The following is a 13,700-nucleotide window of genomic DNA, read 5'->3' on the forward strand; positions in this document are numbered from 1 at the left end:
TAAATTGAATAAAAAAAGGCGCCAAGAAGGAACAAGGCGCCAAAAGGGTGCTGTTAGAATTTTTGTGAGTAACCGAAGAACACGCTGCGGCCTACGGCTGAATAACTGCTGTTGTCCTCTTCATAGAATGGCCAGCTGTTGTGCTCATCATTTCGCTCATCGTATAAAGGTGGCATTTCATCTGTTAGGTTCTTTACACCCGCCGTAAACTTACCATCCCAAGGTGTACTGTAGCTTAGTGTTAAGTTTAAAGTTTGGTACGCGCCCAACGTGTCGGTGTAATCATCTTCTTCATACTCTTCACCATCTGCGTCGATAAGGGTAAAGGTGTCGGTGCCTTTAGCTTCGCCTGTGTAGTAGTAGGCTAAAGTCGCGGAGAAGTCTTCCATCTTCCAATTTAAGCTCGCTTTGCCTTTCCATTTAGGGAAGTAATCGGTTTCAGTCTGTTCCTCAATTTCGCTATCAAGGGTCTCTTGGTACTCTTTCTTAATTAAGTATGATGCACTAACTTTAAGCTTGAACTCACCGGCAACTGTTTCTGGGAACTGATAGTTAAAGCTTGCATCAATACCTTCAGAGGCTTCATAAGCACTGTTAATAGGGCCTTTTCGCATACACGCTAAGTTTTCGATGCCATCATCATCAAACTCGTTAAGATAACCTACAACATTCATTTGGTCACAGCTGGTGTAGTTACCCGTTTGGTCGTATTGGGCCGGATCATCACGCATTTCATCAGTTGAGATAGTTTTTACCGCACCTTCAAGTTCGATATTCCACCAATCTAAGGTTAGATCGGCATTGTCGGTGATATTGGCGACTAAACCTAAGTTCCAAAAATCACCTTTCTCTTCCGTCAGATTGATATTGCCTGAACTAATACCATCGTATTGATCTTCGTAGACCTCACCTGGAATTGTAGGGTGAGGGTACTCTGTAGTACCAAAGCTGCGGGTGATCCCTGCATATAGGCGATGCATATCCGGTGCTCTAAAGCTCTTACCCCAGTTAGCGCGGACTAATACTTCGTCAATTGGACGATACATAAGCCCAACTTGTGGTGTAGTGGCGCCGCCAACACTAGAGTCATCTAAGTAATGGTCGTAACGCAGCGCAGCTGATAGCTCTAATGATTTTACAGCCGTAATGTCTGCCAGCAGTGGGATCTGTAACTCGCCAGCAATAGCCACTCGATCTCGGTCTCCCTTACCGCCTGTGCCGCCCATGCCGATATAACCGCCGCTGGTGGTCGTAGCGTCTAAGGTATCCTCATAACCTTCACGCGCCCATTCTGCAGTGGTTGCAAATCCGACTGTACCCGCCGACAGCTCCATTAAGTCGCCGGTAAATACGGCTTGTAACTGGTGCATGCTAGAGTCTGACTCTTTGGTCGAGTCACCAATCAAAGATTCAGCTTGTTCAGTGGTCAGCTTGTTATTGGGATACCATTTACTGAGATCTGCATTATTCGGGTCAAACGTGACCATTTCCAGCAGAGCATCTGCCTTAACCATGTGATGGTTTTGCTTCTCGTACTTGTTGTAGCTACTTGACCAAGAGACATCTAGTTCGTAGTCGCCGATTGCGCCATCAATACCAAATGAGATGGCGGCTTTGGTATTTTGAGTGTCATAGGTTCGTGTGCCTGGATACTCTTCCATGCGGCGACGCATTTGGAATTTGTTGTAGTCATCAAAGTCGGTTTTTTCATAGCTTAGTGCACCCGAAGCGGTATCTTCATAGATGTAAGCGCCGAATCCTTTTTCATCTTTATATTTGGTGGACTCTTTATATGAAGCATTGACCATGCCGTATAGCTGCCAATCACTATTGAGATCATAAGTGCTACTGAGGACTAAGTTGAGGCGATCATAAGCTGACTGTAAGCCACGATCCGCGTACTTATCATAGTAACAATCATACTTTCCTACAGGGGTGTAGATCCCCTTATCGCCAAAGAGGCTACTACATTGGGCTTGATCAACAGGGCTATATTTGTCACTGGTATAGACTTTATCGTAATCACGAACCCACGACGCCCAGCTTGATGCTGAAGCATCTCCATATGGACCCGCTCCCCAACGTGTTTCACCCTCGTCATCTTCATAATAAGCTGGGCTATAGAAGAGATCTCTTTGATAGGTTTGGATCTGTTTTACATTTTTGTATTCGAGCATGACCAGTGTCTGGCTATTCTCAGTATTAAAACCTTGTAGATAAGAGAGGTCTAGCTGTTCACCGCCACCTTGCGTTGGGTCGTTATATTTGGCTGCGACCTTGGCTCCTTCATATTCAGTTTTAAGGATGATGTTTACTACACCACCAACAGCATCAGAGCCATAAATTGCAGATGCACCGCCGGTTAGAATTTCAATTCTCTCAACGGCGGCGGTTGGGATATCTGACACGTCAACAAAGTTTGAAGTGCCACCTGCCGCGCTTGGAAATGAAGCTTGTCGACGGCCATTGATAAGCACTAGGGTTCGGTTGGCACCCATTCCACGTAAATTGACTGAGCTTGCACTGTCGGTAAAGCCATCGCTCTCTCCATTTAAAGAGCCGCCGCTGCTGGCAATTGATGATTGTAATACTTCCGCGATAGAGGTTAATCCGCTATTGGCTATCTCATCTGCTGAGATGACAGTAACAGGGGCAACCCCTTCAAAGTCAGCCCGCTTAATTCGTGAACCGGTAACTTCGATTTTTTCCATCGGCTCTTCGGCATTTTGATTTTGCAGTGTTTCTGCTGCGAACGTTGTAGCAGGAGTTATGGTGGCAAGCGCAATCGCCATACTCAATATTGATCGTTTCATCTGTCATCCTTTCGTTTTGTAAGCCATTTTAATTAGGATATTTACTGGCTATTTTTATAGAAGCTTTGTTTTTCGGTGTTATTCACACTCATCAGTTTTGCTCTGAGGATACTTGTAAATTCTTTGTTAATTTGCAGCAATGTTTTGCGGGTCGTTTCTTCGTTGTTTATATATCTATTTAATATCTATTTTCTTTTTTATTAATGAGTTACTATGTTTTATTTGTAATGCGTTAGATGTGTTAATTTTGTGACTTTCTTTGCTGGTAACACTGTGGCAAAGAAAGGGGGGGAACTCTGAATTGACCTGTAGAGTGGCTAAAGAGGCGGTATGACGATGGTAAAGCTAGGTATAAAGTTTGAACTTGAAAACTGCATTGTTGATCCAAGCGACTATAGTTTACGCTTTCGGTCCTTAGTTGATAATTCAGAACCTTCTAATGCAGCTACGCTGCAACCTAAGTTCATTGAAGTACTTGCTTTTCTCGCGAACCGATACCCAGAAGTTGTTTCTCGAGAGGAGATTATTGAGTGTATTTGGGACGGCAATGGGTATGTTGGTAGCAAAGCGCTTACTAACGCTATCTGGCATCTTCGTCAGCAACTCAAACCTATATCTGATAAGCCAATAATAGAAACCGTGCGTAAAAGTGGATACCGTTTGCTGATTGAGCCGCAGTATAATTCAGCGGATTTAGTCGATGATGTTGATGTGTTGCACCAGCTACAAAACCGAATAGAAAAATTGACAGTTGCGTTAAAGCGCAGCTGGATTGCGATAGCTTGTGTTAGCGTTATCAGTCTTATCACACTGGCCTATCACCTCTATCATGATCAGATAAAAATGATGGAACCTCAGGTTTCAAGACTGTCTTGGGGCGGTGAAGCTGAACGCTTCCCAGCCGTGTCGCCAGATGGTCAATGGTTAGTTTATGGCAGCCGTAATAATGGTCAAAGCTATAGCTTGTACCTGAAAGATCTATCAGACTTTAACAGTAGCCCTAAACGATTAACCTCTAACGCAAGCCGAGAAGCTCGTGCAGTTTGGAACTCTGACGGCACAACGCTATATTTTCCAAGTACTGATAAGCGAACTGGTGAATGCTTTATAAAGCAATTCACTATCGCTACAGCCAATGCGGTTGATCTTAGCCGTTGTAATAGCTACATGTCGGCACTCGACCTTGCCCCTAACGATACAGAACTCGCCTATATAGGCTTTGACTTAGACACTAATACTGGTGGCTTATACACGGTTAATCTGCAAGAGACACATGCACAGCCCCACAGACTTTCTTGCCTGGTGGATTGCAACTACCGCGATCGTGATTTAGCCTACAGTACCGATGGTAAATGGCTCGCTATCGCACGACGTTTTGGTAATATTTCAGAGGATATTTTCATTCGAAACCGCGCTACGGGTGAGGAGCTGCGCTTAACAGAAGGGTTGGAGGACATTCGTGGGCTTAGCTGGCATCAAGATAATCAGCGCTTGGTATTTAGCACTGAAACATCAGGGGTGCGTAATGGGTTCATTATTGATATTGCTACTAAGCAGTCAAAAGCTTTAAACATAACAGGCTTTAGTTACCCAAGCTTTCTGACGAATAGCAATGCACTGGTGTTTGAGCGTCATAAAAAAGAGTACCAGATCGTTTACTTGGCAACTGATTCCGCGGTGGCCAGCGCGCCATTTCCGATGTTGCAATCAGGCTTTAGTTTTCGAAATCCAGATTACTCTGAGCAGACCAAGCGTATTGTTTATGTTTCTAATCTCACTGGTGCCAACGAACTTTGGTCTGCAGACATTAACGGTGAGAATAGGCGCCAACTGACAACCCTAAACCAGCGAGTCGCTTACCCTAAATGGTCTCATGATGGCAAAAATATTGCTTTTCTAGCACCCGATGCTAAAGGGGAAGGCAATGTGATCCACGTGCTTAATCTTGCTAGCCAAAGTTTGAGTATTCTCGCTTCGCCTTACATTGATCATGGCCGACTGAATTGGAGCCATGACGATAATGCTATCTTTACTTCAACTGATGATGGTTTAACGCAGTTTTTCCTTACTGAACATCAGGTTGAAGTTATCTCCAATGTAGCAATGAGGTTAGGCCATGCAACCCGCGACAATAAGTTGCTGTTTACTAGGGAGGACCGAAATGGGTTGTGGTCGTTATCGTTAGCGGCTCCCACTATTATGACTCAAGTCATCTCTTCGCAGCTTTTTAAAGAGAACCATAACTGGACTGTCGCCGACAAAGGGATCTTCTTTAAAGAAAATGGTTCAGGCTTTCAACAAATAAACTATTGGAATTTTGAGCGCAAGCAGATAGAACCTATATTACGACTACCAGCCTCAAGTCTCAGCTCTTTTGGCTCGATGAGCTACAGCGAGCAGCAACAACAGTTGCTAATGACGCTGTCTAAATATTCAGAGCGTGATGTGATGATGCTTGAGCATAAGTTGCTAAGGTAATAGCCACTGTACTATAACGCGCTAAACTTTCCGCCGAGAATTGCCGCGCGGCTTGCACCCGTCACTGCAGGTAAATTACCAGGCAAGCCTAGGTGGAAGCGCATTGCTAGCCAAGCAAAAGCGATACCTTCCACCCATTGTGGATTGATACCAAGCTCTGTAGTACTACTTATTTTATAGTGCGGTAATAGCTGCGTTAGTCGATACATTAGCTCTGTGTTGTAAGCACCGCCGCCGCAGACGTATACTTCCCCTTCGGTTGATAGAGCTAAGATGTCATTGGCAATGCTAAAGCAGGTTAAATCGAGCAAGGTTGATTGAATATCAGCGTCACTAATATGGTTAAAGTCTGCCAATTGCTGTTCTAACCAAGCTTGGTTGAATAGCTCTCGGCCAGTACTTTTGGGTGCCGCTAATGAAAAATAGGGGTGGGATAATAAGTGCTGTAGCATATCATCATCTGTCGTCCCTGTTTTTGCCCATGCGCCGTCTTTGTCATACGGCAACTCTTGCTGATATTGAATCCAAGCATCCATCAATGTGTTACCTGGGCCAGTATCAAAACCCGTTACCGCATCGGTGTTGCCGGGTAAATAGGTGATGTTAGCAATACCACCAATATTGAGAATGATACGTTTATGATTTTGGCTGGCAAATACATGGTGATGGAAAGCCGGAACCAGCGGCGCACCTTGGCCACCAAGGGCAATATCTTTACGCCTAAAATCTGCAATAACATCAATGCCAGTTTCAGCTGCAATGGTATTTGGATCGCCTATTTGCAGGGTAAAGCCCATCTCAAGGTTGGGCATATGACGAACCGTTTGGCCGTGGCTACCAATCGCAATAACCGCCATTTTATCAACGCCGGCAGTATCAAGCAGTGCATTGACTGCTTTGGCAAATAGTTTCCCTATTGCACGATCGAGATGACCTAAACGATTAATTTCGTCGTTACCCGGTAGGCATAGCTTCTGCAAATTGGCTAATAGGGCAGCAGGGATCCCTTCAGAGTGGTGAGCTATCAAGGATGGTGTATCACCACTGAACTTAACGAGCACGGCATCGACACCATCCATACTGGTGCCTGACATTAGACCAATGTAATAGCTTTTATTCATGGTATTGATCTCTTCTGTTAGCCTTGATTGAGCAAGCATTAATGCGATGCAAGCTGTACTTGTTTATTGTGCTCAAGCTCACCCATTAGCTTTTTACTTACGATAGCAAATTGGGCTTTCTCTTTTTTAGCAATCGCTTGCGACTTTGGCAACTTAACGGTGCGTGGGTTACGGTGAACACCATTTACAATGAACTCATAATGCAAATGCGCACCTGTTACACGCCCTGTCGAACCTAGGGTACCAATTATTTGCCCCTGTTTGACTGAAGCGCCAGTTTTCACTTTACGCTTTTTAAGGTGTAAATACTTAGTGGTGTAGGTGTCATTGTGCTTGATGAAAACGTAATTGCCGTTGTATTGATTATAGGCTGATTTTATCACTCGGCCTTTACCCGCAGCTTTTATCGGCGTGCCAACTGCGGCAACATAATCAACCCCTCTATGGGCTCGTACTTGCCCAGTAACTGGATGTAAGCGACGTGGGTTGAAGCTTGAACTTACATATTTAAAGTCGACAGGTGAGCGTAGAAATGCCTTACGCATGCTGCGACCTTCAGCAGAGTAATAGTTGCCGTCTTTATAACGCACCGCAGTGTATAGGTCGCCCTGGTTAGTAAACTCTGCTGCTAGAATATTACCGTTACGCAAAAACTCGCCGTCGGCGTATTCCTCCTCGAACAGAATGGCAAAACTGTCACCTTTCCTAAGGTCCAAGGCGAAATCAATATCCCAGCCATAGATTGTGGCCAGTTGCATGATTTGATTGGGGGTTAACCCAGCGGCAACGCCAGCATTCCAAAAGTTATTTTCAATGGTGGCATTGGCAAACTTGCTGCGAATTTCAACTTGCTTAGTGCTAATGGCCTCTTGATATTTACCATCAACTCGGTTGACAACTAAGGTTGAGATTTTATCTAAGTGGTAGCGTAGCTGTACCAATTGGCCATCATCATCTTTAGCAATGACTAGCTCATCGCCAGGCATGATTTTAAGCAAATTCTTTTTGGACTTAGGCAATTGAGTAACATCATAGACATCTTTTGCTGTTAAACCAGCACGGCTAAAGAGTGCTGCGAGGGTGTCACCACTTTTAACCTGAAAGTGTTTTTCATTTAATACCGGTTCAATATCTACTGTTGCTTGTTCTGTTTGCGCTTGATTGGATGAAGACGATTGCGCTAGCGGCTGTTTTCGTGTTTCTGCATTTTGTTGATTGATTGAATCAGAGCCTGCTGGAGGAGTCGGTGTACGAAATGCTAAAGGTACGTCATAACGGGTATTTAAGTCATATTCACCGTTTGATGACACCGTCTGTTTTGATGCTTGAACATCATCTGACGGTATTAACACAATAATTAGGGTGACAAAAACTAAGATACAAAGGAGTATTTGATGTAATTTTGGCAGTAATTTAAATAAAGTTATAACCTTTCCCATTGACCTCGGTACCAAATTCGCTCTTTCTTAGTGATCCCCTTAGTGTACACACTTTCATTTGTGCTGGCTAACAAGTAACATTAGTCCCCAGATTTTATGATTAGGCTCCCAGGAGTAACCGCCGACATGGCTGATTTAGAGCAAGCATTAGCAGAAATTAAACGTGGTACTGACGAAATTTTACTTGAAGCGGATCTGCTGGAGAAGCTAAAAGAGGGTCGTCCACTAAAGATCAAACTTGGCGCCGATCCAACCGCGCCAGATATCCATTTGGGCCACACCGTTATTTTAAACAAAATGCGTACCTTTCAAGAGCTAGGTCATGAAGTGATCTTCTTGATTGGTGACTTCACTGGTATGGTCGGCGATCCAAGTGGTAAAAACAGTACTCGTCCACCATTAACGCGTGAGCAAGTACTTGCCAATGCTGAGACTTATAAAGAGCAAGTGTTTAAGATTTTAGACCCTGCTAAAACCCGCATTGAATTTAACTCTAGCTGGTTAGAGCCACTTGGCGCTGCGGGTATGATCCGTTTAGCATCGCAGCAGACTGTTGCGCGCATGATGGAACGTGACGACTTTAAAAAGCGTTATGGTTCAGGCCAAGCTATTGCAATCCATGAGTTTATGTACCCGCTGTTGCAAGGTTACGATTCGGTCGCACTTGAATCAGATGTTGAGTTAGGTGGTACTGATCAGAAGTTTAACTTGCTGATGGGACGTGAGCTACAGAAGTCGTCAGGTCAAAAACCACAAACTGTGATCATGATGCCGCTGCTAGAGGGTCTTGATGGCGTTAAGAAGATGTCTAAGTCTGCCCACAACTACATTGGTGTGAGCGAGCCAGCCGGAGAGATGTTCGGTAAGATCATGTCTATCTCTGATGAGTTGATGTGGCGCTACTTTGAATTGCTATCGTTCCGTCCTTTAGCTGAGATAGAGCAGTTTAAAACGGATATTGACGCCGGTGCTAACCCGCGTGATGTAAAGATTGCTTTAGCCAAAGAGATCATTGCTCGCTTCCATGATGATGCTGCTGCAGAGGCTGCCCATCAAGAGTTTATCAACCGTTTCCAAAAAGGTGCGCTTCCTAGCGATATTCAAGAGTTAGAAATAGCGGCAGGTGAAGGGATAGCGATTGCTAACCTACTTAAAGAAGCGGGTCTGGTTAGCTCTACATCTGACGCAATGCGGATGATTAAGCAGGGCGCAGCTAAGATAGACGGTAACAAGATTGAAGATACACGTATGCAGCTAACGGCTGGCACAACGGGTGTTTTCCAAGTGGGTAAGCGCAAGTTCGCTAAAATCACTTTAGTATAAAATTTATTTAACATAAAGATTTATACTGCCACAGTGTCCATAAAACGCTGATTATTGACAACGGTCTGTACCAAAGTGCAGGCCGTTTTTACATTGCCAAGTAAGCTTAGCAGCATCGACAATCCACAAACCTTTCTGTTTCTCCATCGATAATATCAATAACATTTTTGGGTGTTTACTGTTCTGTTGGCTAACACTGTAAGTGACCACCTTGCCCTCGAAGTTTTTAATTCTTGCTAAGGTAAAGTTATCGCCTGAGTAATGGGCCGAGATAGATTCCGGTGCCTGTGTCCACTTTAATGACTCTTGCTGAGCTTGATCAAGCTGCTGATTAAATTTGTTTATTGGTTGCACAGCGTAAGATACCACGATCGGGTTTTCATAGGCTGACGCCGCGTTGCAAAACAGGACTGAAAAAGCAAAAAGGGTACGAATAATATTGATAAAACTCATAACAACCTACAGCAAAAAGTATGTCTCTATTACTTTGACAGGCTAGATTGAAAAAGTTTCCTACAGCAGCTTTAAAATGCGATCCAGCGCTCACTGAAGATATTCCGTCTGCTGGTTACTCGTAAACTTTAGCGGTTATTGAGTGGATAGCTGATCCGACATGGTTTGATAGTCCATCAGATCTTGATGCTCTTTGACGCGATTATTGGTCATATCTAAGTTTAAAGTTGTCACCCCAGGGATGGCGAGATCAATAATACGACCGGGCTTACCAAACTGTTCTCCAGGGCCTTTATAATGGTAGTTACCAATGAGAATGACCAAAGAGCCTGAGTTAAACATATGCTCAATATTAAAGTTGTACTCAAGCACGCCTTTATGGGCACGTTTTAAAAAGCTTAATATGTGGCGTTTCCCGGTGTATTTTCGGCTTGCGGTTCTGTCATTAAAAACGCTGTCACGATTATAAAATGAGGTTAGCTTAGCGTAGTCTTGGCTAGTGAGAGCCTTAATATACTTGACCGCTAGTTGTTGTTCTTTAGGCATGTCACCGATGTTGGCGAAGCTTGGCAAACTGAAAAAAACCAGGAGTAAACTAAATAATTGTAATCTCATTTTTGTTGCGTCTTTAAGTCAAATGCAGGTAAGGATAGATGCCAGCGTATTGCAGCTAATCTTATAGTTAATGCGGTCGCCATAGCAAACAGCAGCGCGAACATGTCAGGCGCTCCCCAATATAAGCTAATGGTGTAGCAGATCCCACCCATAATTGATGCCGTCGCATAAATTTCTGTGCGCAATACCATTGGCACTTGTTGGCAAAGTAGATCGCGTATGATACCACCGCCGACACCGGTTATTAGTCCCATCACTACGGCTATCATGCCACCTAGCTCGAGGCTCAAGGCCTTCTCTGCGCCAATAATAGTAAACAGAGCTAAACCAAGAGCATCAGCCACAGGAAAGATATATCGAGGTACACGTTTGGGTTTACGTACAAATATCAATGTCAGCAGCACGGTCGCTAAAATAACAATAATATAGTTAGGATCCTGGATCCAAAACACAGGCGTAGTACCTAATATAGCATCGCGAATACTGCCGCCACCCACGGCGGTCACAGAGGCCAATACAATCACCCCAAACGGATCCATTTTATGTCGACCAGCTGCAAGCGCACCAGATAGTGCAAATACCGAGGTTCCGCACAGGTCGAAGAAATAGATCCAATCTATCATTTGTCGAGCTCTTTCAGGTGGATGTTTAGCGCATCGACAGAAATACGAATTTCAATGACAGACAATAGCAGCGAGTAAAGCAATAACAGCAAGCTACAACCAAAAATTAGTGAGCCGATTTTGTTAAAGCCAATATAGATGAAAATCATGCATAAAACGCACAGTGCAAAACTGAGCACGCCAGACTCTTGCATTCTTTTGATAATACTAATGCGTTGCCGTAAGTTTTTAAGCTGACTGTCGTGGATAGGTTGGCCGTCTGCGCTCAAATTGCGAATAAGTGCGGCCAATGCAAAAAAACGATTGGTATAGGCGAGCAAAAGCAAAGAAATTGCCGGAAACAGCAATGCGGGTGTAGTAAGCGATACATGTATGTTATCTAGCAAATCGAAAGCCCGTAAAGGAGATAATAACCAAATTAAGAATAATACCTATGCCAATAATATATACAAGATGATGGTATTTTTCTGATTGAATTTAAGCCTGTTTGGCGAATTATAACGCACTCGGGAGCGACAAGGAGGTAAAAGGCCAATTAGCCATTTAACATTCGTAATGTGCCCCAGATTGCTGGAAGAAGAATAATGGCAAAGGTCCATAAGCCAAACGCCATAGAGTTGAGCTTTAACGCACGTTGAATATCGTCAGCTTCGGGCAAGCGGCCATATTTTAGTTTGGGTAAAATGACTTTTTTATCGGCATTTTTACCACATTGAAATTTAGCAGGCCCGCCGAGCTCAACATTAAGTGCACTGGCGATAACGGCGCTGGTTTGATACTCAACCATCGGAGCGGCATTGATTTTAGGATTCAGTAGTACGGCTAAACTTTTTGGCCCCCCTTGAATCGCAAGAGTAAAGCTCCAAAGTTTAGCGGGGATGAAATGAACAATGCTACTAAGTGCGTATACGACAATGCCGAAGAAACGATATTGCGGGTTGTAAACTGGCCAAACATTATCTAACTGCTTAAGCATTCTAGCGGCTAACAGCAATGGCACTCCACCAATACAATAAAAAAGTACAGTTGAAGCTATGCCATAGGTGGGCGTGGTTGCTAAACGTTCTATGGTGACCTTGCTTAACCCTACGCTAGACAACGACTGAGTACTGCGATTGAGCCAAGGTTGTAATAGTGCGCGAGCGCGTCCTTTATTATCCCGTTGTATCGCAATGGATACTTCGCGGGCTATATATCTGAAGTGATCGTCTTGCAGGCAAATGTAGATAACTAAAGCTTCAAAAAACCAAGTGAACTCAGCCAGTTCAATAAAAAAGCTAATAATGAGCCAGAAGGGGAGTATTAACAGTAGTGTTGATAATACTCCAGCAATGACCTGCTGCGATGCAGCCCGGTGAGTATGGTTAACTTTTACACTTAAACTTAATGCTAGGTTGCTTAGCCAAACGAGTGGTTGCAATTGTCGCGGTAGCGGAGCCATGCGTGCTAGAAGGATCGACATTAACAGCACTATAGCACCGATATAAAGTTGACTATCTTGCGAGAAGATTTTTGTAAACTCCGGAACCATAGTGTCTGTTATATCCTTATGCGACTTATTTAATTATACAGCGTTAAAGTTGTTCAATGAGCGCGATAACCATTAGTGCAGAATGGTGACCCGCTTTGATGATGTACTCATCAAAATCAACTGCTGAGTCGTCATTGGCATTATCAGACAGTGAGCGAATGACTACAAATGGCATTTCAAATTGATGACAAACTTGAGCTATGGCAGCAGCTTCCATTTCGCACGCAGCCATAGTTGGGAAGTTTTCTAACATGGTCTTAGTGCGCACTGGATCGCAAATAAAGCTATCACCAGTACAAATCAGACCTTCAATTGCTTTGACTTCACCTAAGCTAGCAACGGCTTTTTGCGCAGCGGCAACCAGCTTAGCATCTGGAATAAACGCGGCAGGCTGTTGGGCCATTTGACCAATTTCATAACCAAATGCGGTCACATCCACATCGTGATGACGCACTTCTGATGAGATAACAATATCACCAATAGCAAGGTCATCGGCGAAACCGCCGGCAGAACCTGTATTGATAATGACATCGGGTGCATATTTTTCAATAAGCAGTGTCGTCGCGATACTCGCAGTAACTTTACCGATCCCAGAGCGAGTGACAATAACGTCCTTTCCGGCTAATTGACCGGCGACAAACTCGATACCCGCAATAGTGGTAGAAGTCGAATTTTCCATCGATTCAACTAAATGCGCAACTTCTGGCTCCATAGCGCCAATAATACCGATTTTCATGAAATGACCTTTTTTAACTGCCTGAATGATTATGGGCGCTAATATACCACGGCCTATGGTGATAGTGAAAAAGCCATAGTGGTAAGTTGAGATATGATGCAAGCGCGGCTAGTTGCAGCATGCTGATTGCAAGCCATTGGAGTTGTCTTTGCTAGTGGTTAACTCGGATGTGTCTCAAAGTTAATTGGCCTTCGAATGAAGACTGATTACATTTTTTGAATTGTGTTGCCAAGCAACCTGTTTGAACTTGTATTCCCGACACCATTATGACATTTCCCATATCCCTATGGGTCAATGTGAATGAACGATCGCATGTTTAGACACTGCCGTGACACGCAGCAAGTCCATCCATGGAAGCTCGGCCATGACGTCCATGTCATGGACGGTCACGGCCGTATCTACACTTGATAGTTGGAATAATCATTAGGCTGTAGAGTTTGGATTTCTAACAAGGAAATGCCCCAAAGTGAGTTGGTCCTCTATTAGTTTTATCAAGCTACGCTTGATCAAAGTCGTGAGCTTCCAGCTCACACTCGGCCAAAAGGGGATCAACAGCAATCCCCTCTTG

11 protein-coding genes are annotated in these 13,700 nt (G+C 44.1%); 2 read left to right on the forward strand and 9 right to left on the reverse strand.

All coding sequences use genetic code 11. The features are described from left to right. Positions 1 to 53 precede the first annotated feature (53 nt). Positions 54 to 2,813, reverse strand: coding sequence for a TonB-dependent receptor plug domain-containing protein (locus tag L2730_RS18425; RefSeq protein WP_248975921.1), 2,760 nt, complete (start codon positions 2,811 to 2,813; stop codon positions 54 to 56). 330 nt (positions 2,814 to 3,143) lie between these two features. On the opposite strand from L2730_RS18425, the gene L2730_RS18430 reads away from it, so the two are divergent. Then, positions 3,144 to 5,291, forward strand: a complete 2,148-nt coding sequence (locus L2730_RS18430; RefSeq protein WP_248975922.1) for a winged helix-turn-helix domain-containing protein — start codon at positions 3,144 to 3,146, stop codon at positions 5,289 to 5,291. A gap of 11 nt (positions 5,292 to 5,302) precedes the next feature. On the opposite strand, the gene L2730_RS18435 is transcribed toward L2730_RS18430, so the two are convergent. After that, entirely contained in the window at positions 5,303 to 6,412 is a 1,110-nt protein-coding gene (locus L2730_RS18435; protein WP_248975923.1) for an anhydro-N-acetylmuramic acid kinase, read from the reverse strand. 38 nt (positions 6,413 to 6,450) lie between these two features. After that, positions 6,451 to 7,851, reverse strand: coding sequence for a peptidoglycan DD-metalloendopeptidase family protein (locus L2730_RS18440; protein ID WP_248975924.1), 1,401 nt, complete (start codon positions 7,849 to 7,851; stop codon positions 6,451 to 6,453). Between the two features lie 126 nt (positions 7,852 to 7,977). On the opposite strand from L2730_RS18440, the gene tyrS reads away from it, so the two are divergent. Then, positions 7,978 to 9,174 carry a tyrosine--tRNA ligase gene (gene tyrS / locus L2730_RS18445; RefSeq protein WP_248975925.1) on the forward strand — a complete coding sequence of 399 codons (1,197 nt, stop codon included), beginning with the start codon at positions 7,978 to 7,980 and terminating at the stop codon, positions 9,172 to 9,174. Between the two features lie 51 nt (positions 9,175 to 9,225). Here the strand turns inward: tyrS and L2730_RS18450 are convergent, their stop codons facing one another. From L2730_RS18450 to mtnN, 6 genes are all read right to left on the reverse strand, one after another. Further along, positions 9,226 to 9,627, reverse strand: a complete 402-nt coding sequence (locus L2730_RS18450; protein WP_248975926.1) for a hypothetical protein — start codon at positions 9,625 to 9,627, stop codon at positions 9,226 to 9,228. 135 nt (positions 9,628 to 9,762) lie between these two features. Then, the gene (locus tag L2730_RS18455; protein WP_248975927.1) at positions 9,763 to 10,242 is read right to left on the reverse strand and encodes a nuclear transport factor 2 family protein; all 480 of its coding nucleotides are present in this window, start codon (positions 10,240 to 10,242) and stop codon (positions 9,763 to 9,765) included. Further along, positions 10,239 to 10,865, reverse strand: a complete 627-nt coding sequence (locus tag L2730_RS18460) for a trimeric intracellular cation channel family protein (RefSeq protein WP_248975928.1) — start codon at positions 10,863 to 10,865, stop codon at positions 10,239 to 10,241. Before L2730_RS18460 ends, L2730_RS18455 begins: the two co-directional genes overlap by 4 nt. After that, positions 10,862 to 11,239 carry a DUF2721 domain-containing protein gene (locus tag L2730_RS18465; protein WP_248975936.1) on the reverse strand — a complete coding sequence of 126 codons (378 nt, stop codon included), beginning with the start codon at positions 11,237 to 11,239 and terminating at the stop codon, positions 10,862 to 10,864. The genes L2730_RS18460 and L2730_RS18465 overlap by 4 nt, the downstream gene beginning before the upstream one ends. Positions 11,240 to 11,400: 161 nt before the next feature. Continuing rightward, a complete protein-coding gene (locus L2730_RS18470) occupies positions 11,401 to 12,327 on the reverse strand; it encodes a cobalamin biosynthesis protein CobD/CbiB (protein ID WP_248975929.1) in 927 nt (308 codons plus the stop codon). 112 nt (positions 12,328 to 12,439) lie between these two features. Further along, positions 12,440 to 13,132, reverse strand: coding sequence for a 5'-methylthioadenosine/S-adenosylhomocysteine nucleosidase (gene mtnN / locus L2730_RS18475; protein ID WP_248975930.1), 693 nt, complete (start codon positions 13,130 to 13,132; stop codon positions 12,440 to 12,442). Positions 13,133 to 13,700 lie beyond the last annotated feature (568 nt).

Origin of the sequence: Shewanella kaireitica (assembly GCF_023284045.1) — a bacterium.
In the GTDB taxonomy this organism is placed as follows: domain Bacteria; phylum Pseudomonadota; class Gammaproteobacteria; order Enterobacterales; family Shewanellaceae; genus Shewanella; species Shewanella kaireitica.

What these genes read in the sequence shown, in the direction of transcription:
- L2730_RS18455 (WP_248975927.1), bottom strand. Translation starts at nt 10,242, where the DNA reads ATGAGATTACAATTATTTAGTTTACTCCTGGTTTTTTTCAGTTTGCCA.
- L2730_RS18425 (WP_248975921.1), bottom strand. Translation starts at nt 2,813, where the DNA reads ATGAAACGATCAATATTGAGTATGGCGATTGCGCTTGCCACCATAACT.
- L2730_RS18460 (WP_248975928.1), bottom strand. Translation starts at nt 10,865, where the DNA reads ATGATAGATTGGATCTATTTCTTCGACCTGTGCGGAACCTCGGTATTT.
- L2730_RS18430 (WP_248975922.1), top strand. Translation starts at nt 3,144, where the DNA reads ATGACGATGGTAAAGCTAGGTATAAAGTTTGAACTTGAAAACTGCATT.
- tyrS (WP_248975925.1), top strand. Translation starts at nt 7,978, where the DNA reads ATGGCTGATTTAGAGCAAGCATTAGCAGAAATTAAACGTGGTACTGAC.
- L2730_RS18440 (WP_248975924.1), bottom strand. Translation starts at nt 7,851, where the DNA reads ATGGGAAAGGTTATAACTTTATTTAAATTACTGCCAAAATTACATCAA.
- L2730_RS18470 (WP_248975929.1), bottom strand. Translation starts at nt 12,327, where the DNA reads ATGTCGATCCTTCTAGCACGCATGGCTCCGCTACCGCGACAATTGCAA.
- L2730_RS18435 (WP_248975923.1), bottom strand. Translation starts at nt 6,412, where the DNA reads ATGAATAAAAGCTATTACATTGGTCTAATGTCAGGCACCAGTATGGAT.
- L2730_RS18450 (WP_248975926.1), bottom strand. Translation starts at nt 9,627, where the DNA reads ATGAGTTTTATCAATATTATTCGTACCCTTTTTGCTTTTTCAGTCCTG.
- mtnN (WP_248975930.1), bottom strand. Translation starts at nt 13,132, where the DNA reads ATGAAAATCGGTATTATTGGCGCTATGGAGCCAGAAGTTGCGCATTTA.